Genomic DNA, 24030 nt, shown 5'->3' with positions numbered 1-24030 from the left:
TACGCATTCCCATAAATGCGCGAGGAATCTACCACACTCAGATGACAAGTTAAGCATTGGTGCGATGAATGAAAGACGGGGGAAAGGCAGGATTTGTAAACAACATCGGCAACATATGTTGCCATTGTTTTACGCCAGGCGCAGCAGGATCGCCCCGCCCGCAATGCCCAGCGCCGCAACAATGCGGATGCCAGCAACCTTCTCTTTTAAAAGCAGAAACGCGATCAGCGCGCCAAAGAGGATGGAGGTCTCGCGCAGGGCCGCTACTACCGCCAGCGGTGCCTGGGTCATCGCCCATAGCGCCAGCCCGTAGGAGCCCATGGTGCCGACGCCGCCGAGCAGCCCTTTTTTCCAGTGCTGACGCAGATAGCGGGAGGCTTCGCGGCGGCGCGCCGCCATCGCCCAGCAGAGCAGACAAAAGCCGTTCATGAAGAACGTCCACAGCGTATAGCCCAGCGCGGTGTCCGACAGGCGCACGCCGGTGCCGTCCACCAGCGTATACCCGGCAATAAAGCAGGCGTTGAGCAGCGCCAGCCAGATCCCCTTGCGCGACTGCATTCTGCCGTTCATCGCCATCGCCAGAATGGACAGGCAAATCACGCCAATGCCCGACCACGCCAGCCAGGACAGGCTATCTCCCAGCACCAGCACGCTAATCAGGGCCACCAGCAGCGGAGCCGTGCCGCGCATTAGCGGGTAGGTCTGGCTCATATCAGACACCTGATAGGTTTTGGCCACCAGCACGGTATACACCACCTGCAGCGCACAGGAGACGATCAGGAAGGGCCAGCTTTCGACCGAGGGCTGCGGCGAGAACGGCAGCATGAGCAGGGCGATAAGCGCGGCGGAGCCGCTCACGCTAATGGCGGAGTAGAGTTTGTCCGTTCCGGCTTTGACGATGGCGTTCCAGCTGGCGTGCAGCAGCGCGGCAAACAGCAGGATGCAGAAAACGGTGATGGTCATGGCGCGTCAGGTGGTGAATTGTCATCCAACTGTAACATTCGCATTCTTAAGCCGCCACCGCTTACACCGCGCAAAAAAGACGGTGCGTCACCCGCGGTTCATCCGACACCCGCGTAAAACCAGCGCGATGATAGAACTCACTGGCAGCGTCCGGCGCATGGGTATTAAGAAAATCAAACCAGATGCTGGCATCGGCCGTCACCACGGTTAACAGCTGTTTGCCAATGCCCAGCCCGCGACATTTTTCGCTGACGTAAAGATGGCGGATGCGTCCGGCGCGCGGCTGCTGGCTGAACGGATCGCGGTTTAACCCGCACACGCCGACCAGCTTGCCGCCAAGAAACGCCCCGAGCAGCTTTTCCCCCGGCGCGTTAAAGCGGTTCTCACCCCGCAGCCAGTTCTCTTCCAGCCTGCGCAGCATGTTGAAATTCAACGCGATACTCTCTGCCTTCAGGGCGATATAGCCCGGTTCATCCGGCGTAACAGGCTCAATTAACAGACGCGACATAGCATTCCCTCGTTATTAAAGAGGGGCGGTTGCCCGCCCCTCTCAGGTGCGACTTGAACCTGAATTACCGAACGTATTTCAGGACAGCATCAAGCAGTTGCAGTACAGCAACAATGAGTTTGAGGATAAGTACAACCATATCCACGACGCCCATACGCGTCTCCTTTTGGTTAAAAGGAGCACGATGCTGGCGTACCTTTCCGCCGCCTGTGGCCAGCACCTGGATTGACGTAACACAGTGTGCTCACTTCGGGGGTTAAGGCACTGACGGCACCACCCGTTTCAGCCAGGACTTCGTTGCGCCGGTAGAACTGCGGCCCCCTCGCTCACTGCGAACACCCTCAGTATAGATAAATACTGTATGCATGAACAGTATTTTATGGACAAAATCGTGAAGGCGATCCATACTCAAAAACGTCAAAATCCGTGCCTGAATTGCGCGTTCGTCTGCGATCGCGTATACTTTTTGCGTTGACGTAACACAGTGTGTTCTGCGGTCACCAGCCGCAAAACCCTGAAAAAAAACCTCGCTTAGGCGGGGTTTTTTGTTTTCTGGGCGGCATTCAGATTTAAAGGTTTCGCGGCAGTGCCGTTATGCTGCAGTCGCTTAATTGGGACAGACTTTCGGCTTCTCCATTTGCACGCGTTCCCTGATGGGGTAATCCGGGCTGCTGTAGCGGGCGCAGCTGGTGGTGACTTTCACCTGATCGCAAGGCAGAAAATGCACGGTAATACCGCAGGTTTTCTGGTCGGTGTAGTCGGGCAGAGGCACTGTCTGGGTGTGTTTTTTGCTGTAGGCTTCAATTTTCTTGTACCACTCCTGTTTTTTATCAAAATATACTTGCCATGCATTGTGTCGTTCATTGCGATTCATTCCGGTTGTATCTGGTTCCTCAGGCTCAGGAATTTCCGGCACATCGCTGGCAAAGGCGACGCCGGTTTCCCAGTCGACCTGCACGGTCATCCCGGGCTGCCACGGGCCCTTCACGCCAAAGCAGCAGCCCCCGCCGCCGCCGGAATAAGGGTTAATAATATCGAGGCCGGACTGGCCGTTAACGCTGAATCGGTTGATGGCCCAGCTGGTGTGGTTGATGGCTTCGATGGTGCCGCCCCCGCCGGGCGGTACGGGCTCGGTTTTAACGGGCTTGTCGCACCCGGCCAGCAGTAAAATGACAGGTAAAAATATCAGTGAAAAACCTTTCATCGCGCATTCCTTGTGATGGTCAACCGCTGCGTTCAGCGTTCGTCAGCGAACTGGGATAAAATTTTGGCCTTATGTTGTTCAAGAGCCATCTCCCTGGCCTTCTGGCATTCCGCAAGGGCGGTCGCCGGATAGTTAACGCAGGGGATTTGACGCGTGTTGTCCTGCAGCACGCCAACGGTGTACCCCGTTCCGGCGTTCACCACGGAAATCTTTTGCCGGACAGAGGTGGCCTCGGCGGGCGTACGCCTGCTGTCAATCATTTCAATGAGGAAGTTAACCTCTTTGGTCGAAATGGGGTAACCCAGCCCGGCGACATAGCCCAGCATGGCGAGCGGCTTAACCTGCTTGCTGGTGGCCTCTCCGAAGTAAATCATGCGGTACAAAAAATAGCCTCCCCAGGGCTCGCGTGAACCCAGTGCGCTGTGCATAAACCAGGCGCGGGAGTCATGAACCTGATCATCAAACAGCGCTCTCACCAGCCCGGAGGGAGCGTCTGCGTTATGGCGTTCACCCTGCGCCGGGAACAGCGTGGGCAGATGCGCTTCTCCCGCCTTTTTGATTTTTTTATATTCAACGGGCACATCATCCTGATTAAAGGCGTACACAAATCCCTTAAAGTAATCGAGAGTGGCATAGGTAAAGCTTTTCGCCTGAGAGCGGGGCACATGCTGATAATCTTCTTTAAATTCAATGGCGGCCTCTAAAAGCTGCGTCTGGCCCAGACGGGCATCAAAGTCTTTCGGACCCACGGTCATCAGCACAAATTCGCCCTTCGGCTTCCCGATAAGCTCATTAGCACGCGTCTTCTCAATTTCTTTCTGCTTTTCGGCACGCTCCCGCTCGCGTTCGGCTCTGATGGCAGGGTCGATGTCCTTGTTCTGATCGTTAGCGGCGGCGTCGCGGTAAAAGTTTTGCGTGCGGAAGGTGCCGTGAGCGTAGCGGCCGATTCGCCATGCGGTCATCCAGCCCGTTTGTTGTTCCAGCGCTTCAATAACGTTGATTTCAGCACGATGAGGGGAGTAGTGGGTGGCTTCGGTTCTAGTGATTTCACTGTAGGCAGATTTAAGTTTCAGAGTGACCTCTCGCCAGGCGTTGAAACGCTGGATGACATCCGGTGAAATTTCAAACTCCTGAATTAGCTCCGCTGGCATGATTCGCCAGGGATTGGCTTTCAGGTCATCTGGAAGAGCAAGGGCATTAACTTTTAAAGGGGCTCCTGCGGCAAATGCTGCCGAATACATATCATTCAGCGCAATTTTTGACAGTAGAAGTACATCTTTTTCACCGCTTGCTTTTCCCTGATCGCCTGGCGGATATCCACCGCCCACATCCGAGTGCATGCCGGGATAAACCACTTCTACGGCATATTCCGGATAACGTCCGTCTGTCCGACAGACGGAATCAAGCGGAAAACACAGTCGCTGCTCGTGCGAGGAGACGAAGTGCACGCAGCGTTTTATCAGGGCGTTATCCGGCAGCTCCATCGTTCCGTCGGCCCAGCTCATATGGCCTTCTGCCACCGGGGCGATGTGGGCAATCCCGACGGAGGCAACCGTATCCAGTAGCCCGAGAAATTCAATGCTGACGGGGATTTCACCGTGCCGGGTAGCCAGGCAGAAGGGAAGCAGCGCACCTGTGCCGGACGGGGAAAGCAGCAGGTTCAGCCAGTTCACAAAGGCCCGGGCGGACGCCGCGCCGCGGGAAAAGCCGTACACGTACAGCTTGATGCCCAGCAGCTTCGGCTTGCCGGGCTCGGGCTGACGCAGCGCCACGCCCAGCGCGTTGCCCAGGCCGTTGAGCAGCCGGAAAAACTCGGTGTGGCGGCGATATTCGCCCTCGACTTTTGATGCCATGTAGGTGGTGGCCATGGCCTGGACGGCGCGCCAGTTCTCGTTGTCGCTCAGCTCATCCTGCCCGAGCGTCTGGCGCAGCGCGTCAATGATGCGGAGCAGCGCCCAGTTAATGCGTTCCTCACCGTGGGTGGCATACTTGAGCCCGTCATCGCTGAAATCGAGATCCATCACTTCCGGGAAAGGCGTGCCCACGCCGGGCATATAATATTTGTAGTACTGATTACCTGCCGAACCTGCCTCATCAACCAGCTTATCGTTATGGCTTCGCGTGCCGCCGGCATAGCCCTGCCCGATGGTGGCGCGAAACAGGCGTGCGATATTGGTGGGATGGGGCGGGCGAGATTCAAAGAGGTCGTAGTTCAGGTTATTACCCGTGCCGTCAAAGAACAGGCTGATATGCAGGGTTTTACAGCAGGGACGTGCGCCGCGCCGGTTGGCTGCAACACAGAGTTCGTCATAATGCTTCGATTCAAGACTGTCCTGTTGTTTGCAATTTGTCTGTATAAGAGACTTTTCATCAGGAAGTCTTCCTAAACGTGGAAACTTGGGGGGAAGCCAGACATTATCAGGGTTTAATTTGGACATACTTTCGGCTTCTCCATTTGCACGCGTTCCTTGATGGGGTAATCCGGGCTGCCGTAACGGGCGCAGCTGGTGGTGACCTTTACCTGGTCACAGGGCAGGAAATGCACGGTGATACCGCAGGTTTTCTGGCCGGTGTAGTCGGGCAGAGGCACCGTTTGGGAGTGTTTTTTGCTGTAGGCTTCAATTTTCTTGTACCACTCCTGTTTTTTATCGAAATATAACCTTGCTAATTTGTCTGCTTCATCCTCACTCAGTCCTCTTAGAACAGGCCTTTCAGGCTCAGGAATTTCCGGCACATCGCTGGCAAAGGCGACGCCGGTTTCCCAGTCGACCTGCACGGTCATCCCGGGCTGCCACGGGCCCTTCACGCCAAAGCAGCAGCCTCCGCCGCCGCCGGAATAAGGATTAATAATATCGAGGCCGGACTGGCCGTTAACGCTGAAGCGGTTGATGGCCCAGCTGGTGTGGTTGATGGCTTCGATGGTGCCGCCTCCGCCGGGCGGTGCGGGCTCGGTTTTAGCGGGCTTATCGCATCCGGCCAGCACCAGCATGGCTGCCAGAAGGATGATCGAGTTCATTGAGGGCATACTTTCGGCTTCTCCATTTGCACGCGTTCTTTGATTGGGTAATCCGGGCTGCCGTAGCGGGCGCAGCTGGTGGTGACCTTTACCTGGTCACAGGGCAGGAAATGCACGGTGATACCGCAGGTTTTCTGGCCGGTGTAGTCGGGCAGAGGCACCGTCTGGGTGTGTTTTTTGCTGTAGGCTTTAATCTTTTCATACCACTCGTGATATTTATCTGAGTATATCTGCGCTAATTCATCTGCCTCTTTCTCACTAACTCCGCTCAGATCAGGCCTTTCAGGCTCAGGAATTTCCGGCACATCACTGGCAAAGGCAACGCCGGTTTCCCAGTCGACCTGCACGGTCATCCCGGGCTGCCATGGGCCCTTCACGCCAAAGCAGCAGCCTCCGCCGCCGCCGGAATAAGGATTAATAATATCGAGGCCGGACTGGCCGTTAACGCTGAAGCGGTTGATGGCCCAGCTGGTGTGGTTGATGGCTTCGATGGTGCCGCCCCCGCCGGGCGGTACGGGCTCGGTTTTAGCGGGCTTGTCGCATCCGCTAAGAAGCGCAAGCGCGGTGATTAACGCAATGTGATGTAGTTTCACCTGTTTTCCCTAACGCAAATTACCCCGTTGATGAGAACAAAGAATAACCACTACCTGCGCGAGGTTAAATGATTTCCGCACATTTTCAGATTTTCTTAACACATTGATAAGTGATTAATCTTACTGGTTGAATTGTTTTTAACCCTGCAATGAAACACGGTCTGGAAGCCAACAAACAAAACGTGATCCCAGACGCATTTTTGTCCAGATGAAAATTTTTCCATTGTCATGCCGAAAAACCTGTGGTTGTATAAATTCCATCAATGATTCCAGAAACAGGTTCCTAATGACTCCATCTCTGTTCACCTCGACCCTACTAAAAACTGCGCAACCAGCCGCAGTGGTCGTCGTGCGTGTGGTGGTGGTCGTCGGCAGTGCGCCGTAGGGACTGGATCAACACACGAATCCAAAACCCCGCCGGCGCAAACCGGGCGGGGTTTTTAGTTTAGAACCCTCCCCGGAAAGTCGGCCCAGAAGAAAAGGACTGGAGCATGGCAAGTTCGGGCACAACATCCACCAGAACGCGTTTTACCGGCGCGCAGTTAATCGTGCATTTACTGGAACGACAGGGCATTACCACCGTGGCGGGTATTCCGGGCGGAACGGTGCTGCCGCTGTACGATGCGTTAAGCCAGAGCACGAAAATCCGCCACGTGCTGGCGCGCCACGAGCAGGGCGCGGGCTTTATCGCCCAGGGCATGGCGCGCACCCAGGGCAAACCGGCGGTCTGTATGGCCTGCAGCGGCCCGGGCGCGACCAACCTGGTGACCGCCATCGCCGACGCGCGTCTCGACTCCATTCCGCTGGTCTGCATTACCGGCCAGGTGCCTTCTTCGATGATCGGCACCGACGCGTTCCAGGAAGTGGACACCTACGGCATCTCTATCCCCATCACCAAGCATAACTACCTGGTTCGCGACATCGCCGAGCTTCCGCAGGTTATCAGCGATGCGTTCCGCATTGCCCAGTCCGGCCGTCCCGGCCCGGTGTGGATAGACATTCCTAAGGATGTTCAGACCGCAGAGATCGAGATCGACGTGCTGCCGGAGCCGGGCGAACGCGCCCCTGCGCCGGAATTCAGCGCCGAGAGCGTGCGGGACGCGGCGGCGATGATTAACGCCGCCAAACGTCCGGTGTTCTATCTGGGCGGCGGGGCGATCAACGCCGCTGAGGAAGCGCGTGAGCTTGCCGAAAAAGCGAATCTGCCGACCACCATGACCCTGATGGCGCTCGGCATGCTGCCAAAAGCGCACCCGCTCTCTCTCGGCATGCTGGGGATGCACGGCGCGCGCAGCACCAACTTCATCCTGCAGGAGGCGGATTTACTGATCGTGATGGGCGCGCGTTTTGATGACCGGGCGATTGGCAAAACCGAGCAGTTCTGCCCGAATGCGAAAATCATTCACGTGGATATCGACCGCGCCGAGCTGGGCAAAATCAAGCAGCCGCACGTGGCGATTCAGGGCGACGTGGCCGAGGTGCTGGCGCAGCTGATCCCGCAAACGGACGCCAACCCGCGTCAGGAATGGCGCCAGCTGGTGGCCGATCTGCAAAACGAGTTCCCGAGCGCCATCCCAGCCGAGGGCGATCCGCTGAGCCACTACGGGCTAATCAACGCCGTGGCCGCCTGCGTGGACGACAGCGCGATTATCACTACCGACGTGGGCCAGCACCAGATGTGGACCGCGCAGGCGTATCCGCTGAACCGTCCGCGCCAGTGGCTGACCTCCGGCGGCCTCGGCACGATGGGCTTTGGCCTGCCCGCGGCGGTTGGCGCCGCGCTGGCGAACCCGGATCGCAAAGTTATCTGCTTCTCCGGCGACGGCAGCCTGATGATGAACATTCAGGAAATGGCGACCGCCGCCGAAAACCAGTTAGACGTGAAAATCATTCTGATGAACAACGAGGCGCTGGGGCTGGTGCACCAGCAGCAGAGCCTGTTCTATAAGCAGGGCGTGTTTGCCGCAACCTATCCGGGAATGATTAACTTTATGCAGATCGCCGCCGGCTTTGGCCTGCACACCTGCGATCTGAACGCCGAAGAAGACGCGCAGGCGGCGCTGCAGGCGGCGATCTCTCGCCCCGGCCCGGCGCTGATCCACGTGCGTATCGACCCTGAACAAAAAGTGTATCCGATGGTGCCGCCGGGCGCGGCCAATACTGAGATGGTGGGGGAATAAGCCATGCAGAAACAATGTGATAACGTCATTCTGGAACTCACCGTCCGCAACCATCCTGGCGTCATGACCCACGTCTGCGGGCTGTTTGCCCGCCGCGCGTTTAACGTAGAGGGCATTCTCTGCCTGCCGATTCAGGGCAGCGAGCACAGCCGCATCTGGCTGCTGGTCAACGACGACCAGCGTCTGGAGCAGATGATGGCGCAAATCGACAAGCTGGAAGACGTCACCAAAGTGGTGCGTAACCAGTCCGATCCCACCATGTTTAATAAAATTGCGGTGTTCTTCGAGTAAAATCGCTCATTGCTTGAACGCCCGCGCGCTTATCGTTAAGGTAAGCGCGTTTTTTTTATCCGCCCGCCAGGAACGCGCCATGACCACCATCGCCCTTATTGATGACCACCTTATCGTCCGCTCCGGATTTGCCCAGCTTCTGAACCTTGAGCCGGATTTTCAGGTCGTGGCGGAGTTCGGCTCCGGCCGCGAGGCGCTGGCGGGTCTGCCCGGTCGCGGCGTGCAGGTCTGTATCTGCGATATTTCGATGCCCGATCTTTCCGGGCTGGAGCTGCTGAGCCAGCTGCCGAAAGGGATGGCGACCATCATGCTCTCCGTTCACGACAGCCCGGCGCTGGTGGAGCAGGCGCTGAACGCGGGGGCGCGCGGGTTTCTCTCCAAGCGCTGTAGCCCGGACGAGCTGATCGCCGCCGTGCGCACCGTCTCGACCGGCGGCTGCTATTTAACGCCGGATATCGCCATCAAGCTGGCGGCAGGGCGTCAGGACCCGCTCACCAGGCGCGAGCGGCAGGTGGCGGAAAAGCTCGCGCAGGGCATGGCGGTGAAGGAGATTGCCGCCGAGCTTGGCCTGTCGCCGAAAACCGTGCACGTCCACCGCGCCAACCTGATGGAAAAGCTCGGCGTCAGCAACGACGTGGAGCTGGCGCGCCGCATGTTTGACGGCTGGCAATGAGTTCTCTCTTTTCGCGGCTGATCGCCGTGGTTGCCAGCTTTTTTATCTTCTCCGCCGCGTGGTTTTGCCTGTGGAGCATCAGCCTGCACCTGGTGGAGCGCCCGGAGCTGGCGGTGCTGCTGTTCCCCTTCGGCCTGCGTCTGGGCTTAATGCTGCAGTGCCCGCGCGGCTACTGGCCGGTGCTGCTGGGGGCGGAATGGCTGATGCTGGTCTGGCTGGCACAGGAAGTTGCGCTCGCGCATCTGGCCTTATTGATGACCGGAAGCGTGCTGGCGCTGATTCCCGTTGCGCTGATCTCCCGCTATCGCCACCAGCGGGACTGGCGCACGCTGCTGCGCCAGGGGGCGGCGCTGATTGCCGCCGCGCTGCTGCAGTCCCTGCCGTGGGTGGGCGAAAAGGAGATGCTGAACGCGCTGCTCCTCACGCTTACGGGCGGCCTGACGCTCGCGCCGACCTGCCTCGTCATCTGGCACTACCTCACCAGCACCGTCTGGCAGCCGCTCGGGCCCGCGCTGGTTTCGCAGCCGGTGAACTGGCGCGCGCGGCACCTGATCTGGTATCTGCTGCTGTTTGTGGTGAGCCTGTGGCTGCAGCTTGGCCTGCCCGCCGAGCTTTCCCGCTTTACCCCGTTTTGCCTGGCGCTGCCGATCATCGCCCTGGCCTGGCACTACGGCTGGCAGGGCGCGCTGATCGCCACCCTGATGAACGCCATCGCGCTGATCGCCAGCCAGACCTGGCACGATCACCCCGTTGATTTGCTGCTCTCGCTGCTGGCCCAAAGCCTGACCGGGCTGCTGCTGGGGGCGGGCATTCAGCGGCTGCGCGAGCTGAACCAGTCCCTGCAAACCGAGCTGGCGCGCAACCGCCGTCTGGCGGAGCGCCTGCTGGAGACCGAAGAGAGCGTGCGCCAGGAGGTCGCCCGCGAGCTGCACGATGATATCGGCCAGACCATCACCGCCATTCGCACCCAGGCGGGCATCGTTCAGCGCCTGGCGGCGGAGAACCCGGGCGTGAAGCAGGGCGGGGCGCATATCGAGCAGCTTTCGCTTGGCGTCTACGACTCGGTGCGCCGCCTGCTCGGCAGGCTGCGCCCGCGCCAGCTGGACGATCTGTCGCTGGAGCAGGCGGTCCGCTCCCTGATGCGCGAGATGGAGCTGGAAGGCCGCGGCATCGTCAGCCATCTCGACTGGGGTATTGATGAACGGACGCTGAGCGAAGGCCAGCGCGTTACGCTGTTCCGCGTGTGCCAGGAAGGGCTGAACAACATCGTGAAGCACGCCAGCGCCAGCGCGGTCACGATCCAGGGCTGGCAGCAGGACGAACGCCTGATGCTGGTGATTGAGGACGACGGCTGCGGCCTGCCGCCGGGCTCCGGCCAGCAGGGGTTTGGCCTGGCGGGGATGCGCGAGCGCGTGAAGGCGCTGGGCGGCACGCTAAGCATCTCCTGCACCCACGGGACGCGCGTCAGCGTCAGCTTACCGCTACGGAGCCACCATGTTTAACACGCCTGCCAACGCCGCGCCGCTGGGCGATAAAGCGGAAATCGACGCTCGCTACCGCTACTGGCGACGCCACATCCTGATGACCATTTGGCTCGGCTACGCGCTGTTCTACTTCACGCGCAAAAGCTTCAACGCCGCCGCGCCGGAGATCCTCGCCAGCGGCGTGATGATGCGCACCGATATCGGCCTGCTGGCCACGCTGTTTTACATCACCTACGGCCTGTCGAAGTTCTTCTCCGGCATCGTCAGCGACCGCTCCAACGCCCGCTATTTTATGGGCTTCGGGCTGATCGCGACCGGCGTGGTGAATATCCTGTTTGGCTTCTCGACCTCGCTTTGGGCCTTCGCGCTGCTGTGGGCGCTGAACGCCTTTTTCCAGGGCTGGGGCGCGCCGGTGTGCGCCCGCCTGCTCACCGCCTGGTATTCGCGCAACGAGCGCGGCGGCTGGTGGGCGATCTGGAACACCGCGCACAACGTGGGCGGGGCGCTGATCCCGATGGTGGTCGGCGCGGCGGCGCTGCACTACGGCTGGCGCGCGGGGATGATGATTGCGGGCGGCCTGGCGATCCTTGCCGGGCTGTTTATCTGCTGGCGGCTGCGCGATAAGCCGCAAACCGTGGGCCTGCCCGCGGTGGGGGACTGGCGGCACGACGAGATGGAGATCGCCCAGCAGCAGGAGGGCGCGGGGCTGACGCGCAAAGAAATTCTCACCAAATACGTGCTGCTGAACCCCTATATCTGGCTCCTGTCGCTGTGCTACGTGCTGGTGTACGTGGTGCGCGCGGCGATCAACGACTGGGGCAACCTGTATATGTCCGAGACGCTCGGCGTCGATCTGGTGACCGCCAACTCGGCGGTGACGATGTTCGAACTCGGCGGATTTATCGGCGCGCTGGTGGCGGGCTGGGGCTCGGACAAGCTGTTTAACGGCAACCGTGGGCCGATGAACCTGATTTTCGCCGCCGGGATTTTGCTCTCCGTCGGCTCGCTGTGGCTGATGCCGTTCGCCAGCTACGTGATGCAGGCGGCGTGCTTTTTCACCACCGGGTTCTTCGTCTTTGGCCCGCAGATGCTGATCGGCATGGCGGCGGCAGAGTGCTCGCACAAGGAGGCGGCGGGCGCGGCGACGGGCTTCGTCGGGCTGTTTGCCTACCTCGGCGCGTCGCTCTCCGGCTGGCCGCTGGCGCGGGTGATCGACATCTGGCACTGGAGCGGCTTTTTCGCGGTGATCGCCATCGCGGCGGGCATCTCCGCCCTGCTGCTGCTGCCGTTCCTGCACGCCCAGGCGCCGCGCGAGGCCCGCGAAGCGTGATGTGCCTCACCTTTTCGTCCCGAAGGGCGAAAAACTAGGAAATTTTCCCGGTTTTACCTGGACGCTGTCTCAGGCGTCGCGCCGGGCTGATTTTTACAATGCCTGCCATTCGCAGGTATAAAAATCAGCTCAGGAGCAAACCATGCTGGCCTTCCTCAACCAGGTGCGCAAGCCGACCCTGGATCTGCCGCTCGACGTGCGGCGCAAGATGTGGTTCAAACCGTTCATGCAGTCCTATCTGGTGGTCTTCATCGGCTACCTGACCATGTACCTGATCCGCAAGAACTTTAACATCGCGCAGAACGACATGATCTCGACCTACGGCCTGAGCATGACGCAGCTGGGGATGATCGGCCTGGGCTTCTCCATCACCTACGGCGTAGGTAAAACGCTGGTGTCCTATTACGCGGACGGCAAAAACACCAAGCAGTTCCTGCCGTTTATGCTGATCCTCTCCGCCATCTGCATGCTCGGCTTCAGCGCCAGCATGGGTTCCGGCTCCGTCAGCCTGTTCCTGATGATCGCCTTCTACGCCCTGAGCGGCTTCTTCCAGAGCACCGGCGGGTCGTGCAGCTATTCCACCATCACCAAGTGGACGCCGCGCCGCAAGCGCGGGTCATATCTCGGCCTGTGGAACATCTCCCACAACCTCGGCGGCGCGGGCGCGGCGGGCGTGGCGCTGTTCGGTGCAAACTACCTGTTCGACGGTCACGTGATCGGCATGTTCATCTTCCCGTCGATTATCGCGCTGATCGTTGGCTTTATCGGCCTGCGCTTCGGCAGCGACTCTCCGGAATCCTACGGCCTCGGCAAAGCCGAAGAGCTGTTCGGCGAGGAGATCAGCGAAGAGGACAAAGAGACCGAAGAAAACGAGATGACCAAATGGCAGATCTTCGTGGAGTACGTGCTGAAGAACAAAGTGATTTGGCTGCTGTGCTTCTCAAACATCTTCCTGTACGTGGTGCGTATCGGTATCGACCAGTGGTCAACCGTGTACGCCTTCCAGGAGCTGAAGCTCTCGAAAGAAGTGGCGATTCAGGGCTTTACGCTGTTTGAAGTGGGTGCGTTGGTCGGCACGCTGCTGTGGGGCTGGCTCTCCGACCTCGCCAACGGCCGTCGCGCGCTGGTGGCCTGCGTTGCGCTGGCGCTGATTATCGCCACCCTCGGCGTGTATCAGCATGCGAGCAACCAGTACGTTTACCTGGCGTCACTGTTCGCGCTCGGCTTCCTGGTGTTTGGCCCGCAGCTGCTGATCGGCGTGGCCGCCGTTGGCTTCGTGCCGAAAAAAGCGATCGGCGCGGCCGACGGTATTAAGGGCACCTTCGCCTACCTGATTGGCGACAGCTTCGCCAAGCTGGGCCTGGGGATGATCGCCGACGGCACGCCCATCTTCGGCCTCACCGGCTGGGCGGGCACCTTCGCCGCGCTGGACGCCGCCGCCATCGGCTGTATCGTCCTGATGGCGATGGTTGCGGTGCTGGAAGAACGCAAAATTCGCCGTGAAAATCGCGCGCAGAAATTGAAAGCAGCCTGAGTGTGCAGGTGACTTTTTGCCCGGCGTGATGGCCGGGCTTTTTTTTACAGCCCACCTTTACCCCGCTTTACAGACCCGCTCCCCTGCATGCTCTACAGTTTATTTTTGCCGCCGCGCTGCGCGGCATTTGACCGTTTTGTTATGGAGAGCTTGCATGTTAACCCGACGATTATCCTGCCTTGCGCTGCTGATGGCGCTGGCGTCTCCCGCGATGGCGGCGGATGCCCCCACCTACGGTGAAAAGCTGGAAGGTTTTGACTACGGCTGGCCGGTTAAACACTTTACCTTTACCTCGCAAAACCAGTCTCTGGACATGGCCTATCTCGACGTGAAGCCGGAAAAAGCCAACGGCCGCACCGTGGTGCTGATGCACGGTAAAAACTTCTGTGCCGGTACCTGGGACGGCACCATTCGCGCGCTGACGGCGAGCGGGTACCGGGTGATCGCCCCGGACCAGATCGGCTTCTGCAAATCCACCAAGCCCGAGCGGTATCAGTACACCTTCCAGCAGCTGGCCGATAATACCCATGCGCTGCTCACATCCCTGGGCGTAGAACGCGTGACGGCGATCGGGCACTCCACCGGCGGCATGCTGGCGACGCGCTACGCGCTGATGTGGCCGCAGCAGGTGGAGCAACTGGTGATGGTCAACCCGATTGGCCTGGAGGACTGGAAGGCACGCGGGGTGCCGCATATTACCGTCGACCAGTGGTATCAGCGTGAGCTGAAAACCAGCGCGGACGGCATTCGGCAGTATGAGAAAAACACCTACTATGCCGGAGAGTGGAAGCCGGAGTACGAGCGTTGGGTCACCATGCTCGCCGGGCTGAACAACGGCCCGGGCAAAGCGCGCGTGGCGTGGAACTCGGCGCTGCTCTACGACATGATTTATACCCAGCCGGTTGTCTACGAGTTTAGCGAGCTGAAGATGCCGGTATTATTGATGATCGGCACGAAGGACAACACCGCCATCGGCAAAGATCTCGCCCCGCCGGAGGTGCGTAAAACGCTCGGCAACTACGCGGTGCTGGGGAAGGAGGCGGCAAAACGCATTCCGCACGCCACGCTGGTCGAGTTTAACGATATGGGCCACGCGCCGCAGATGCAGGATCCGGTGCGCTTCCACGAGGCGCTGCTGAAAGGGCTGAAGCGTAGCGATCCGCTTTCAGAATGATTTTCCACCTCTTTTCACTGCACTAATAGCGTTTTGCCAGCTGTCGAGGCTATGAGTTTCCCGCTATGATAAGCGGCTAGTCTAAGGAGAACGCATGGTCTGGATAATGCTGGCAACGCTTGCCGTGGTGTTTGTGGTTGGGTTTCGCGTCCTGACCTCGGATTCCCGCCGCGCCATCAAACGCTTAAGTGAACGGCTGGGTATCACCCCGATGCCGGTCGAGTCGATGATCGATCAGTTTGGTAAGTCGTCCGGCAATGAGTTTATCCGCTACCTTGAGCGCCCGGACGAGGCGCATCTGCAAAACGCCGCTCAGGTGCTGCTCATCTGGCAGGTTTGCATTGTTGACGGCAGCGAAGAGAATCTGCACACCTGGCACCGCATGCTGCGTAAAGCCCGCCTTGCCGCGCCGATTATCGATGCGCAAATCCGCCTCGCGCTCGGCTTTATGCGCGAAATAGAGCCAGACCCGCAGGAGCTTAACGCCTTCCAGCTGCGCTATAACCAGCTTTTTTTGCCGGAAGAGGGCGTGTTTTACCTGCACTGATAGAGTGTCATCGGGCTGGATGTGGCTCGTAACGCAAGTGCCTAACCGTTCTCCCTCACCCCAGCCCTCTCCCTCAAGGAAGGGGGGGGGTTCTGCGCAAGGCGGTAATCTGTGGGAATACCTCTCTCCGTGAGAGAGGGCACGACACTAAAAACTGCAAAAGTTGTCTAAACGTTAAATACGTCACACTTTTGATGATAAACTGCGCGACTTTTCCGCACGTTTATATCTTCAGGTGACGCCATGACAGAACACATTCAAACCGCTCCCCCTATTAAAGAGGTCTCGCGCCCTAACTGGTCGGCGGTTTTCTCCGTGGCGTTCTGCGTCGCCTGCCTGATTACCGTGGAGTTTCTGCCGGTGAGCCTGCTGACGCCGATGGCGCAGGATCTGGGCATTTCAGAAGGCGTGGCGGGGCAGTCCGTTACCGTGACCGCCTTTGTGGCGATGTTCGCCAGCCTGTTTATCACCCAGGCCATTGGTGCGATCGACCGCCGCAAAGTGGTGATTCTGTTCAGCGTGCTGCTGACCGCCTCCTGCCTGCTGGTCTCCTTTGCTAACAGCTTTACCCTGCTTCTGCTCGGGCGCGCCTGTCTGGGCCTGGGGCTCGGTGGCTTCTGGGCGATGTCCGCCTCGCTGACCATGCGCCTGGTGCCCGCGCGTACGGTGCCGAAAGCGCTCTCCGTCATCTTTGGCGCGGTGTCGATCGCGCTGGTGATTGCCGCGCCGCTGGGCAGCTTCCTCGGGGGGATTATCGGCTGGCGCAACGTGTTTAACGCGGCGGCGGTGATGGGCCTGCTCTGCATTATCTGGGTGTGGAAGGCGCTGCCGTCCCTGCCGGGCGAAGCGGCGCATCACAAGCAGAATATGTTCGCGCTGCTCAAGCGCCCTGGCGTGCTGGCGGGGATGACCGCCATCTTCCTGGCGTTCGCCGGGCAGTTTGCCTTCTTTACCTACATCCGCCCGGTCTTTATGACCATGGCGGGCTTTGACGTTGACGGCCTGACGCTGGTGCTGCTGAGCTTCGGTATCGCCAGCTTTATCGGCACCTCGCTGTCGTCCCAGTTCCTGAAACGCTCCCTGAAGGTGGCGCTGGCGGGCGCGCCGCTGGTGCTGGCAGCCAGCGCGGCGGTGCTGGTGCTGTGGGGAAGCGACAAGTGGGTCGCGTCTGCCGTTGCAATCGTCTGGGGATTTGCCTTTGCGCTGGTGCCGGTGGGCTGGTCAACGTGGATCACCCGCTCGCTGGCCGATCAGGCGGAAAAAGCCGGGTCGATTCAGGTGGCGGTTATCCAGCTGGCAAATACCTGCGGCGCGGCGGTGGGCGGCGTTGCGCTGGACCATTTGGGGCTGACGTCGCCGCTGGTGATTTCCGGCACGCTGATGCTGCTGACCGCGCTGCTGGTGCTGGGAAAGGTGAAGGCGAAATAGTAAATTTACCCCCCTCACCCCGGCCCTCTCCCCATAGGGGAGAGGGTGAAAAGACCGCTCCGAGCTGTCCCCTCTCCCCTATGGGGAGAGGGTTAGGGTGAGGGGTGATTAGGCTATGCCGATGCCTTCACCCGCCTTCTTGAATCCATCGAAATCAACACCACCGACGACACGATAAGCAGCGTGCCCAGCCAGTCCGGCAGGGTGAACGCCACGCCCAGCAGGATCACCGACAGCAGCGCGCTGCTCAGCGGCTCGGCGCAGCTCAGAATGCTCGCCTTCGGTCCGCCGATCATCTGCGCCCCTTTCAGGTACAGGCTGAACGTCAGCGCCGTACCGATCACCACCAGGTAGAAAAATGCCAGCAGCAGGCTACCGTCGAATGCAAACGCGGTGCCGCGCCCTGCGTAGAACGGCGTCAGCACCAGTCCCGCAATCAGCATGCTCCAGCCGACGATCGGCAGCGTGCCGTAGCGGGCGATCAGCGTTGACGGATAAGTGGTATAGAACGCCGCAGCAAACGCCGAGGCGATACCGAAGAACAGCGCGGCAGGCGAGATGGAGAGCGAGGTCGGATCGCCGTGCGTCACCAGCAGGAAGGTGCCGATAAGCGAGGTCACGATCGCTGCCAGCACAAATGCGCCGGGGCGCGTTTTTCGCGCCAGCGCGAACCACGCCACGATGATCGTGGGCGACAGGAACTGCAGCACGGTGGCGGTGGCAGCGTTGGATTTTTCAATCGTCAGCAGGAAGGTAAGCTGCACGGTGAGCGCGCCGACCAGCGAGAAAAACAGCAGGCTAATAGCGTCCTTGCGATTTTTGATGACCGAGAAAATTTTGTCGCCGTGGACGAAGGAGAGCGTCAGCAGGATCACGCCGGTAAACAGCAGGCGAATCATGGTCAGGTAGGGCGAAGAAATGTGGCTTTTCTCCATGATGTACTGCGCGCAAACTCCTGAACTTCCCCATAAAACGGCGGCGATCAGGACGTTAAGCATTCCTTTACGTGTCGAACCCATGTTCTCCCCTGCGATGTTGATTTTTTTCCAGCATAACACGGGAGCGTGCGCCGCGGCCCACCGGAAACTGGGGTAGGCGGCGAAATCGGGCTATGCGATAGTGAAACGCACAAACGACAAGGAGAACCCTATGCACCTGAATATTACCGATAACGTCACTCCGCAGGAGAAAGACGAACTGCTAACCGGGCTGCGCGCCTACAACGCGCAATTTTTGGATCTGGCAAATTTTAGCGGCGACGTGGGCGTTTACGTGCGGGACGAACAGGGGAAGATGCTCGGCGGGTTAATCGGCGTGCGCAAAGGCGACTGGCTAAACATCGATTTTCTCTGGGTCAGCGACAGCGTGCGCGGCACCGGCGTGGGCAGCCGGATCATCAACGCCGCAGAAGAGGAAGCCAGGCGTAAAGGATGCAGGCACGCGCTGGTGGATACCGTGAGCTTTCAGGCGCGCCCGTTCTATGAAAAGCAGGGCTATCGGCTGGAGATGTCGCTACAGGACTATCCGTATCGGGGGATGCAGCGGCATTATCTGACGAAGGCGCTGTAAGGCATATAACCTATCCTTCTTATTGATTCCTTTTCGATTTTTAGCGCGCCGCCTCGTTGTGGATATAGTCATTGAAACATCTTTCAAAAGGACACCTCAGTGAAACGTCAATTGAGCGCATTACTTCTCGCTGGCCTGCTGCTGGCAGGCTGCGATCGGGGCGATAAAGACGCCAAACACATTAAGGTCGGCGTGATTAACGGCGCGGAGCAGGAGGTGGCGGAAGTCGCGAAAAAGGTGGCGAAAGAGAAGTATGGCTTGGACGTGGAGCTGGTGGGCTTTAGCGGCTCGCTGCTGCCGAACGACGCTACCAACAGCGGCGAGCTGGATGCCAACGTCTTCCAGCACCGTCCCTTCCTGGCGGAGGACAACAAGGCGCACGGCTATAAGCTGGTCGCGGTGGGCAATACGTTTGTTTTCCCGATGGCAGGCTATTCCCGCAAGGTGAAATCGGTCTCTGACCTGAAGGACGGCGCAACCGTCGCCATTCCTAACGATCCAACTAACCTTGGCCGCGCGCTGCTGCTGCTGCAAAAAGAGAAGCTGATTACCCTCAAGCCGGACGTGGGGCTGCTGCCGACCGCGCTGGATATCACCGCCAACCCTAAAAACCTGAAGATTATGGAGCTGGAAGGCGCGCAGCTGCCGCGCGTGCTGGACGACCCGAAGGTCGACGTGGCGATCATCAGCACCACCTATCTTCAGCAAACCGGGCTGTCGCCGGTGCACGATAGCGTGTTTATCGAAGACAAAAACTCGCCCTACGTGAACATTATCGTCACCCGTGAAGACAACAAAGATGCCGAAAACGTGAAGGAATTTATTCAGTCCTATCAGTCGCCTGAAGTGGCGAAAGCGGCGGAAACTCTCTTCAACGGCGGCGCGGTGCCGGGCTGGTAGGCCGCTAGCCCAGCCGCGCCATGCGCGTCTCGCCCTCGTCCATCGACAGCTGGTAGAGCGAAAACGAGCGGTGCTTTTCAATTAAGTTCGCCAGCTCCGGCGAGTGGCTGGTGAGCCAGATCTGCGTGTAGCGGCTGGCCTCGGCGATCAGGCTTGCCAGCGCGGGCAGCATCTGCGGATGCAGGCTGTTTTCGGGTTCGTTGAGCGCGATAAAAGCGGGCGGACGCGGGCTGAGCAGCGCTACCGCCAGGCACAAAAAGCGCAGCGTACCGTCCGAAAACTCTGCCGGTTCCAGCGGGCGGCCCAGGCCCTCGCGCTGCATCATCATCCGAAAGCGCCCACCCGAATTGTCGCTGTAAAACACGCAGCCGGGGAAGGCCTGGTCGAGGATGCGCATCAGCAGCATCTCGTCGCCGATCTCAACGATGGTTTGAAATGCCGCCGCCAGGTTTGCGCCGTCGCTTGCCAGCACGGGGGAGCGGAAGCCCACCTGCGGCGCGCGGATGGCGGAACCCGACGACACGGAGAATTCATGGTAAAAACGCCAGTTGCGCAGGGATTCGCGCATTTGCGAGACTTCCGGGTAGAGATGCGGCTCGCCGAGCTGTCCGAACACCGATTCGTTCTCATACAGCGTGCCGCTGTGCGTTACTTTTTCATGGTGGATGTTGTTCAGAAAAACGGTCTGGTTTTTGCGCTGCATCAGGCGCGCAGAGGGACGGCGGTGCTGGTCGCTGAGCCAGATGCTCTCCTCTTTAATCACCGGATCGAGCTGAAACTGCGAGGGGTAAGGCAGCCTTTCAACAAACCCAACCTGCAGTTCATATTCGAACGTTTCCGTCTCCACCGCCAGGTTCACGCGCCGCAGCTGGTCGGTTCGCGTTTTGCCCGCCCAGAAGACCTTTAAAATCCCGCCATCGTTCGCCAGCGCATGCGAAAACTGCCCCTGCGCCGCGCTGTGCATCAGGTATATCGCCTTGTAAATATTGGATTTACCCGTGCCGTTCGGCCCAAAGACGATATTCAGCTGCTCCAGATCCAAAGACATCCGGCGAATGGAGCGATAATTTTCAATGTGCAGCGTTTTGATCATCTGGCGGGCCTAATGCGCAGTAAAAGACCTGTATATAATGCCAGTATTTTGGAGCGAAATGCAAAAAAAAGACGACAGTGAGGCGTCGTCTAAACACGGGGTACTGCATTCGACCTCTTTTGATTAAGGGCCTTCGATTTTACGGCTCAGGTTACGGCCAGACGGAGTCCCAGATCATTGGGATAGGGATCGAAGTAGTTTTGCGTCAGCAGATAACGGTCCGGGTATTCCGCCAGATAGTGCTTCAGCAGCGTGAGCGGCGCGAGAATCGGCAGTAGCCCGTCGCGGTAGTGCAGGATCACGTCGCGCAGCTCGCCGCGCTGGCGGCTGTTCAGGCGCGGGCGGAAATAGCCCTGAATATGCATCAGCACGTTGGTGTGGTTTTTTCGCGAGGCCGGTTTTTTCAGGATTGTCATCAGCTTTTCGCGATAGGCGACGAAGAAGGCGTCCAGATCTTCCCACTCGTGCAGCGAGGCCACGAACGGGCCGATCTCGCGATAGCCTGCCTGGTGGTGTGCCAGCAGCTGGAGCTTGTAGCGGCTGTGAAAATCCAGCAGCTTGCGGCGCGTCAGGCCGCTGGCGCGCAGGGTATTTAGCTCATGCAGGGCAAACACGCGCTCAATAAAGTTTTCGCGCAGCACCGGGTCGTGCAGGCGGCCATCCTCCTCGACGGGCAGCCACGGCCTGGATTTAAGAAGGGCAGCGGTGAACAGGCCGACGCCCTCCTTGCGGCCCCGGTTGCCGTTTTCGTCGTACAGGCGCACGCGCTCCATCCCGCAGCTTGGCGATTTCGCGCAGACGATAAACCCGGCAAGATCGCCCATTTTCGGCAGATAATCGGCGGCGAAATCCGCCATTTTCTGCGTAACGTCCTCGTGCGGCGGCTTGCTGAAGCGCATCTGCGTGTCGCCGTCGGTCATCATAACCAGGCGCAGGGCCGGGCGCGGCGTCGGCAGGCCAATTGCCATTTCCGGGCATACGGGCCTGAAATTCACCCACTGGGCCAGCTCATCCATGACAAAGCCCATGCGTTTATGCCCGCCGTCGAATCGTACGGCGGAGCCGGTCAAACATCCGCTAATACCCAGCACAGGTTTGGTTGTCATGATGTGTACCTCCCGTTTCTCTCCTTTAAAACTTACACAATATGACTATTTTGTCCAAGTATTAGCGGTGGTATTTTTATTTGTTTAAGGATATCAGCGGGTTTAGCTGCCCTTATAGGTTGAGTAACCGTACTGGCTCAGCAGCAGCGGGATGTGCAGCTTTTCATTCGTGGCGGTAACGGTGAACAGCACCGGCACTTCCGGGAAGAAGGAGTCCTGCTTCTGGGCCTTGAAGTATTCGCTGGTTTTGAACGTCACCTTGTACACGCCCGGCTGCATATCCTGATTCTCCGGGTAAAGAGACTTGATGCGGCCGTCGCGATCGGTTTTGCCGCTGGCAACCTGGGTCCATTTATCCTGCTGCTGTTTTTCCAGCATCACGGTCACGTCCTGGCCTGGAAGGCCGGTTTGCTGGTTGAGAACGTGCACGCTCAGGGTGCCGACAGGAGCGCTAAAGGCGGCAGGGGCGAAGGCCATCGCGGCCAGGAGCAGCAGGGGGGACGTCTTTTTCATCGTGTTTTCCTTTTTGGCGTTAAGTCACAGGAAAACGTTAGCACTCGCGTCGCGATAAAAACTTCAATTTTTCGTGATAACTCGCGACGGCGTAAGGCTTTAGAGAATAATTACGTCAATGGAGATAAAGGCCTGCCATTGCTCGAGCTGCTTTTTGCGCGCGGCGTTGAGCTTGCCGCTGGTGACCAGCAGCCAGTTGCGATCGGGAAAAATTTCCGGCGCCAGCGCGGCGGGAGGGATTGGCAGTACGTCGATGCGGTGTCCCTGACCGGTTCGCGTCAGGGCTTCGAGCCAGACTTCACACGGATCGCTCAGGTGCCAGCCGCACAGGAGAAGGTTATCGCCCGGCGCTTTTTTGTCACCCTCAAGGCAAAACGAGGTGTAGGCGATGATGATGCCGTCGAGGATTTCGCGCAGGGTCATCACGGCGGGCACGTTGGCCGACACCTGGCCGCGCAGCGGGCGCAGCACGTGGGCGACCAGCTCCGGCCTTGGGTATTCGCGGCCTGCGTCGTAAATCATCTGGCGCAGGGCGTCGATTTTTCCCGCCTTGAGGCGGTCGAGCATGGTTTCCTGTAGCGTCTGCCAGTTGTTGGTGCGCCGCGGCTCCGGGCGTTCCAGGAGGGATTTGACCTGGCCGATGGGGACGCCTTTTTTAACCCAGTCGAGGATTTTCAGCGCCTGCTGCACATCGTTCTCACTGTAGAGACGGTGGCCGCCGTCCGTGCGCTGGGGCTTGAGCAGGCCGTAGCGACGCTGCCAGGCGCGGAGCGTGGTGGCGGTGATGCCGCTGAGTCTTGCAAATTCGCCGATGGAGTAAGCCATGTCTGCGCCCGTGAGGAGGAATAATCTCAATATACTACGAATTATCGCAGCCTGAATGAAGCATCTGCCGGGTGCACTACACTAAAAAACCAAACGACAGTGAAAGGAGCTCTCATGAAACTATGGCCTGTTGTGACCGGCGTCGCTATTGCGCTGACGCTGGTTGCCTGTAAATCGCCTACGCCGCCGAAAGGCGTGCAGCCTATCACCGGCTTTGATGCCAGCCGCTATCTCGGCAAATGGTATGAAGTCGCCCGTCTGGAAAACCGCTTCGAGCGCGGGCTGGAGAAGGTTACCGCCACCTACGGCGAGCGCAGCGACGGGGGCATTAGCGTGCTTAACCGCGGCTACGATCCGAAGAAAAATAAGTGGAGCGAGAGCGAGGGGAAAGCCTACTTTACCGGCGAGCCAACGACCGCCGCGCTGAAGGTATCATTCTTCGGGCCGTTCTACGGCGGCTATAACGTGATCAGGCTGGACGACAAATACCAGTACGCGCTGGTGAGCGGCCCGAACCGCGACTACCTGTGGATCTTGTCGCGCACGCCAACCATTCCGGACGCGGTGAAGCAGGACTACCTGAACACCGCGCGCGGGCTGGGCTTCCGCGTCGATCAGCTGGTGTGGGTGAAGCAGTAGCGCGCTAGCTGCACATGTCGCTAAACGGTCCGCGCGGGCAGGGACGCAGGATGACGTGGACCTTATCCTCCTTCAGCGTATACATGCCGCCGAAGAACGGATCGACGATTAGCCAGCCCGGCACGCCCAGGAAGATGACGTTCCCCAGCGTGTACCAGCGGCTAAAGCGGTACGCCAGCGGCATGCTGGCGGAGTAGTAGCCCGGCTGCCTGAGCGTGAGCGAATACTCGCGTTTGCCGAAATAGCTGCCGTCGGATTTCTTCAGCGTGACGGTTTGCGGCGTGACGCCGGTGGCGGTGATGGCGCCGGTGCGGTCGATAACCGCAAACGGGACGTTGTCCGGCGTGCTGCTGATGGTGACGGTTTCTTCATTGCTGCCGACGATAGCGGCGCAGCCGGTCAGCATCCATGCGGTTAACAGCAGTAGGGTGAGTTTTTTCATCGGGGCGCTCCGTGTCGT

The 24030-nt window shown here is 59.3% G+C and carries 26 protein-coding genes; 13 read left to right on the top strand and 13 right to left on the bottom strand.

Annotated elements, in window-relative coordinates:
- Positions 1-129 precede the first annotated feature (129 nt).
- From DBY73_RS17560 to DBY73_RS17530, 7 genes are all read right to left on the bottom strand, one after another.
- Positions 130-963, bottom strand: a complete 834-nt coding sequence (locus DBY73_RS17560) for an EamA family transporter (protein ID WP_112012355.1) — start codon at positions 961-963, stop codon at positions 130-132.
- 61 nt (positions 964-1024) lie between these two features.
- Positions 1025-1471: a GNAT family N-acetyltransferase gene (locus tag DBY73_RS17555; protein WP_112012354.1), complete on the bottom strand. Its 447-nt coding sequence runs from the start codon at positions 1469-1471 to the stop codon at positions 1025-1027.
- Positions 1472-1535: 64 nt separating this feature from the next.
- Positions 1536-1625 carry a type I toxin-antitoxin system toxin TisB gene (gene tisB, locus DBY73_RS17550; protein WP_112012353.1) on the bottom strand — a complete coding sequence of 30 codons (90 nt, stop codon included), beginning with the start codon at positions 1623-1625 and terminating at the stop codon, positions 1536-1538.
- Between the two features lie 453 nt (positions 1626-2078).
- Complete coding sequence (locus DBY73_RS17545; protein WP_112012352.1) at positions 2079-2675, bottom strand: DUF3304 domain-containing protein; 597 nt, start codon at positions 2673-2675, stop codon at positions 2079-2081.
- A gap of 32 nt (positions 2676-2707) precedes the next feature.
- Positions 2708-5113, bottom strand: a complete 2406-nt coding sequence (locus DBY73_RS17540) for a DUF2235 domain-containing protein (RefSeq protein WP_112012351.1) — start codon at positions 5111-5113, stop codon at positions 2708-2710.
- On the bottom strand, positions 5101-5700 hold the full coding sequence (locus DBY73_RS17535; protein WP_112012350.1) for a DUF3304 domain-containing protein: 600 nt from the start codon (positions 5698-5700) through the stop codon (positions 5101-5103). Before DBY73_RS17535 ends, DBY73_RS17540 begins: the two co-directional genes overlap by 13 nt.
- The gene (locus tag DBY73_RS17530) at positions 5688-6284 is read right to left on the bottom strand and encodes a DUF3304 domain-containing protein (RefSeq protein WP_112012349.1); all 597 of its coding nucleotides are present in this window, start codon (positions 6282-6284) and stop codon (positions 5688-5690) included. The genes DBY73_RS17535 and DBY73_RS17530 overlap by 13 nt, the downstream gene beginning before the upstream one ends.
- A 286-nt stretch (positions 6285-6570) precedes the next feature.
- On the opposite strand from DBY73_RS17530, the gene ivbL reads away from it, so the two are divergent.
- The 10 genes from ivbL (at position 6571) to nepI (ending at position 16925) form a co-directional block, all read left to right on the top strand.
- Complete coding sequence (ivbL, locus tag DBY73_RS17525; RefSeq protein WP_112012348.1) at positions 6571-6669, top strand: ilvB operon leader peptide IvbL; 99 nt, start codon at positions 6571-6573, stop codon at positions 6667-6669.
- A gap of 106 nt (positions 6670-6775) precedes the next feature.
- Positions 6776-8464: an acetolactate synthase large subunit gene (gene ilvB, locus DBY73_RS17520; protein ID WP_112012347.1), complete on the top strand. Its 1689-nt coding sequence runs from the start codon at positions 6776-6778 to the stop codon at positions 8462-8464.
- A gap of 3 nt (positions 8465-8467) precedes the next feature.
- Positions 8468-8755 carry an acetolactate synthase small subunit gene (gene ilvN / locus DBY73_RS17515; protein ID WP_112012346.1) on the top strand — a complete coding sequence of 96 codons (288 nt, stop codon included), beginning with the start codon at positions 8468-8470 and terminating at the stop codon, positions 8753-8755.
- A 79-nt stretch (positions 8756-8834) separates the two neighbouring features.
- A complete protein-coding gene (gene uhpA, locus DBY73_RS17510) occupies positions 8835-9428 on the top strand; it encodes a transcriptional regulator UhpA (protein WP_112012345.1) in 594 nt (197 codons plus the stop codon).
- Positions 9425-10930: a signal transduction histidine-protein kinase/phosphatase UhpB gene (gene uhpB / locus DBY73_RS17505; protein ID WP_112012344.1), complete on the top strand. Its 1506-nt coding sequence runs from the start codon at positions 9425-9427 to the stop codon at positions 10928-10930. The genes uhpA and uhpB overlap by 4 nt, the downstream gene beginning before the upstream one ends.
- Entirely contained in the window at positions 10923-12242 is a 1320-nt protein-coding gene (locus tag DBY73_RS17500; protein ID WP_112012343.1) for an MFS transporter, read from the top strand. Before uhpB ends, DBY73_RS17500 begins: the two co-directional genes overlap by 8 nt.
- 142 nt (positions 12243-12384) lie before the next feature.
- Positions 12385-13776: a hexose-6-phosphate:phosphate antiporter gene (uhpT, locus tag DBY73_RS17495; protein ID WP_112012342.1), complete on the top strand. Its 1392-nt coding sequence runs from the start codon at positions 12385-12387 to the stop codon at positions 13774-13776.
- 154 nt (positions 13777-13930) lie between these two features.
- On the top strand, positions 13931-14950 hold the full coding sequence (locus tag DBY73_RS17490; RefSeq protein ID WP_112012341.1) for an alpha/beta hydrolase: 1020 nt from the start codon (positions 13931-13933) through the stop codon (positions 14948-14950).
- Positions 14951-15044: 94 nt separating this feature from the next.
- Complete coding sequence (locus tag DBY73_RS17485) at positions 15045-15497, top strand: DUF1198 domain-containing protein (protein ID WP_112012340.1); 453 nt, start codon at positions 15045-15047, stop codon at positions 15495-15497.
- Between the two features lie 243 nt (positions 15498-15740).
- Positions 15741-16925, top strand: a complete 1185-nt coding sequence (gene nepI / locus DBY73_RS17480) for a purine ribonucleoside efflux pump NepI (RefSeq protein ID WP_112012339.1) — start codon at positions 15741-15743, stop codon at positions 16923-16925.
- A 113-nt stretch (positions 16926-17038) separates the two neighbouring features.
- Here nepI and DBY73_RS17475 read toward each other — a convergent pair whose 3' ends face one another.
- Positions 17039-17944: an EamA family transporter gene (locus DBY73_RS17475; protein ID WP_112012338.1), complete on the bottom strand. Its 906-nt coding sequence runs from the start codon at positions 17942-17944 to the stop codon at positions 17039-17041.
- Between the two features lie 130 nt (positions 17945-18074).
- On the opposite strand from DBY73_RS17475, the gene DBY73_RS17470 reads away from it, so the two are divergent.
- Together DBY73_RS17470 and nlpA are read left to right on the top strand one after the other, a co-directional pair.
- On the top strand, positions 18075-18494 hold the full coding sequence (locus DBY73_RS17470) for a GNAT family N-acetyltransferase (protein WP_112012337.1): 420 nt from the start codon (positions 18075-18077) through the stop codon (positions 18492-18494).
- A 99-nt stretch (positions 18495-18593) separates the two neighbouring features.
- Positions 18594-19394 (top strand): lipoprotein NlpA, encoded by an 801-nt coding sequence (gene nlpA, locus DBY73_RS17465; RefSeq protein WP_112012336.1) that lies wholly within the window; start codon positions 18594-18596, stop codon positions 19392-19394.
- A 4-nt stretch (positions 19395-19398) separates the two neighbouring features.
- On the opposite strand, the gene DBY73_RS17460 is transcribed toward nlpA, so the two are convergent.
- From DBY73_RS17460 to DBY73_RS17445, 4 genes are all read right to left on the bottom strand, one after another.
- Positions 19399-20487 (bottom strand): AAA family ATPase, encoded by a 1089-nt coding sequence (locus DBY73_RS17460; protein WP_112012335.1) that lies wholly within the window; start codon positions 20485-20487, stop codon positions 19399-19401.
- A 146-nt stretch (positions 20488-20633) separates the two neighbouring features.
- Complete coding sequence (locus DBY73_RS17455) at positions 20634-21593, bottom strand: DUF523 and DUF1722 domain-containing protein (RefSeq protein WP_112012334.1); 960 nt, start codon at positions 21591-21593, stop codon at positions 20634-20636.
- Between the two features lie 102 nt (positions 21594-21695).
- Positions 21696-22106, bottom strand: a complete 411-nt coding sequence (gene uraH, locus DBY73_RS17450) for a hydroxyisourate hydrolase (RefSeq protein ID WP_112012333.1) — start codon at positions 22104-22106, stop codon at positions 21696-21698.
- A gap of 99 nt (positions 22107-22205) precedes the next feature.
- Positions 22206-22931: a MerR family transcriptional regulator gene (locus tag DBY73_RS17445; protein WP_112012332.1), complete on the bottom strand. Its 726-nt coding sequence runs from the start codon at positions 22929-22931 to the stop codon at positions 22206-22208.
- A 114-nt stretch (positions 22932-23045) separates the two neighbouring features.
- Between DBY73_RS17445 and DBY73_RS17440 the strand changes: the two genes are divergently transcribed.
- A complete protein-coding gene (locus DBY73_RS17440) occupies positions 23046-23570 on the top strand; it encodes a lipocalin family protein (protein WP_112012331.1) in 525 nt (174 codons plus the stop codon).
- Between the two features lie 4 nt (positions 23571-23574).
- On the opposite strand, the gene DBY73_RS17435 is transcribed toward DBY73_RS17440, so the two are convergent.
- A complete protein-coding gene (locus DBY73_RS17435; RefSeq protein ID WP_112012330.1) occupies positions 23575-24012 on the bottom strand; it encodes a hypothetical protein in 438 nt (145 codons plus the stop codon).
- Positions 24013-24030 lie beyond the last annotated feature (18 nt).

It is taken from the genome of Enterobacter sp. RIT418, assembly GCF_003057745.1.
In the GTDB taxonomy this organism is placed as follows: domain Bacteria; phylum Pseudomonadota; class Gammaproteobacteria; order Enterobacterales; family Enterobacteriaceae; genus Enterobacter.
The sequence above is the reverse complement of the archived record's forward strand: the minus strand, read 5'-3'. Positions and strand labels throughout refer to the sequence as shown.

What these genes read in the sequence shown, in the direction of transcription:
- DBY73_RS17500 (WP_112012343.1), top strand. Translation starts at nt 10,923, where the DNA reads ATGTTTAACACGCCTGCCAACGCCGCGCCGCTGGGCGATAAAGCGGAA.
- DBY73_RS17490 (WP_112012341.1), top strand. Translation starts at nt 13,931, where the DNA reads ATGTTAACCCGACGATTATCCTGCCTTGCGCTGCTGATGGCGCTGGCG.
- tisB (WP_112012353.1), bottom strand. Translation starts at nt 1,625, where the DNA reads ATGGGCGTCGTGGATATGGTTGTACTTATCCTCAAACTCATTGTTGCT.
- DBY73_RS17435 (WP_112012330.1), bottom strand. Translation starts at nt 24,012, where the DNA reads ATGAAAAAACTCACCCTACTGCTGTTAACCGCATGGATGCTGACCGGC.
- uhpA (WP_112012345.1), top strand. Translation starts at nt 8,835, where the DNA reads ATGACCACCATCGCCCTTATTGATGACCACCTTATCGTCCGCTCCGGA.
- DBY73_RS17555 (WP_112012354.1), bottom strand. Translation starts at nt 1,471, where the DNA reads ATGTCGCGTCTGTTAATTGAGCCTGTTACGCCGGATGAACCGGGCTAT.
- DBY73_RS17545 (WP_112012352.1), bottom strand. Translation starts at nt 2,675, where the DNA reads ATGAAAGGTTTTTCACTGATATTTTTACCTGTCATTTTACTGCTGGCC.
- DBY73_RS17470 (WP_112012337.1), top strand. Translation starts at nt 18,075, where the DNA reads ATGCACCTGAATATTACCGATAACGTCACTCCGCAGGAGAAAGACGAA.
- uhpT (WP_112012342.1), top strand. Translation starts at nt 12,385, where the DNA reads ATGCTGGCCTTCCTCAACCAGGTGCGCAAGCCGACCCTGGATCTGCCG.
- uhpB (WP_112012344.1), top strand. Translation starts at nt 9,425, where the DNA reads ATGAGTTCTCTCTTTTCGCGGCTGATCGCCGTGGTTGCCAGCTTTTTT.
- DBY73_RS17455 (WP_112012334.1), bottom strand. Translation starts at nt 21,593, where the DNA reads ATGACAACCAAACCTGTGCTGGGTATTAGCGGATGTTTGACCGGCTCC.
- DBY73_RS17560 (WP_112012355.1), bottom strand. Translation starts at nt 963, where the DNA reads ATGACCATCACCGTTTTCTGCATCCTGCTGTTTGCCGCGCTGCTGCAC.
- ivbL (WP_112012348.1), top strand. Translation starts at nt 6,571, where the DNA reads ATGACTCCATCTCTGTTCACCTCGACCCTACTAAAAACTGCGCAACCA.
- ilvN (WP_112012346.1), top strand. Translation starts at nt 8,468, where the DNA reads ATGCAGAAACAATGTGATAACGTCATTCTGGAACTCACCGTCCGCAAC.
- DBY73_RS17460 (WP_112012335.1), bottom strand. Translation starts at nt 20,487, where the DNA reads ATGATCAAAACGCTGCACATTGAAAATTATCGCTCCATTCGCCGGATG.
- DBY73_RS17445 (WP_112012332.1), bottom strand. Translation starts at nt 22,931, where the DNA reads ATGGCTTACTCCATCGGCGAATTTGCAAGACTCAGCGGCATCACCGCC.
- nepI (WP_112012339.1), top strand. Translation starts at nt 15,741, where the DNA reads ATGACAGAACACATTCAAACCGCTCCCCCTATTAAAGAGGTCTCGCGC.
- DBY73_RS17485 (WP_112012340.1), top strand. Translation starts at nt 15,045, where the DNA reads ATGGTCTGGATAATGCTGGCAACGCTTGCCGTGGTGTTTGTGGTTGGG.
- DBY73_RS17475 (WP_112012338.1), bottom strand. Translation starts at nt 17,944, where the DNA reads ATGGGTTCGACACGTAAAGGAATGCTTAACGTCCTGATCGCCGCCGTT.
- DBY73_RS17540 (WP_112012351.1), bottom strand. Translation starts at nt 5,113, where the DNA reads ATGTCCAAATTAAACCCTGATAATGTCTGGCTTCCCCCCAAGTTTCCA.
- uraH (WP_112012333.1), bottom strand. Translation starts at nt 22,106, where the DNA reads ATGAAAAAGACGTCCCCCCTGCTGCTCCTGGCCGCGATGGCCTTCGCC.
- DBY73_RS17440 (WP_112012331.1), top strand. Translation starts at nt 23,046, where the DNA reads ATGAAACTATGGCCTGTTGTGACCGGCGTCGCTATTGCGCTGACGCTG.
- ilvB (WP_112012347.1), top strand. Translation starts at nt 6,776, where the DNA reads ATGGCAAGTTCGGGCACAACATCCACCAGAACGCGTTTTACCGGCGCG.
- DBY73_RS17535 (WP_112012350.1), bottom strand. Translation starts at nt 5,700, where the DNA reads ATGCCCTCAATGAACTCGATCATCCTTCTGGCAGCCATGCTGGTGCTG.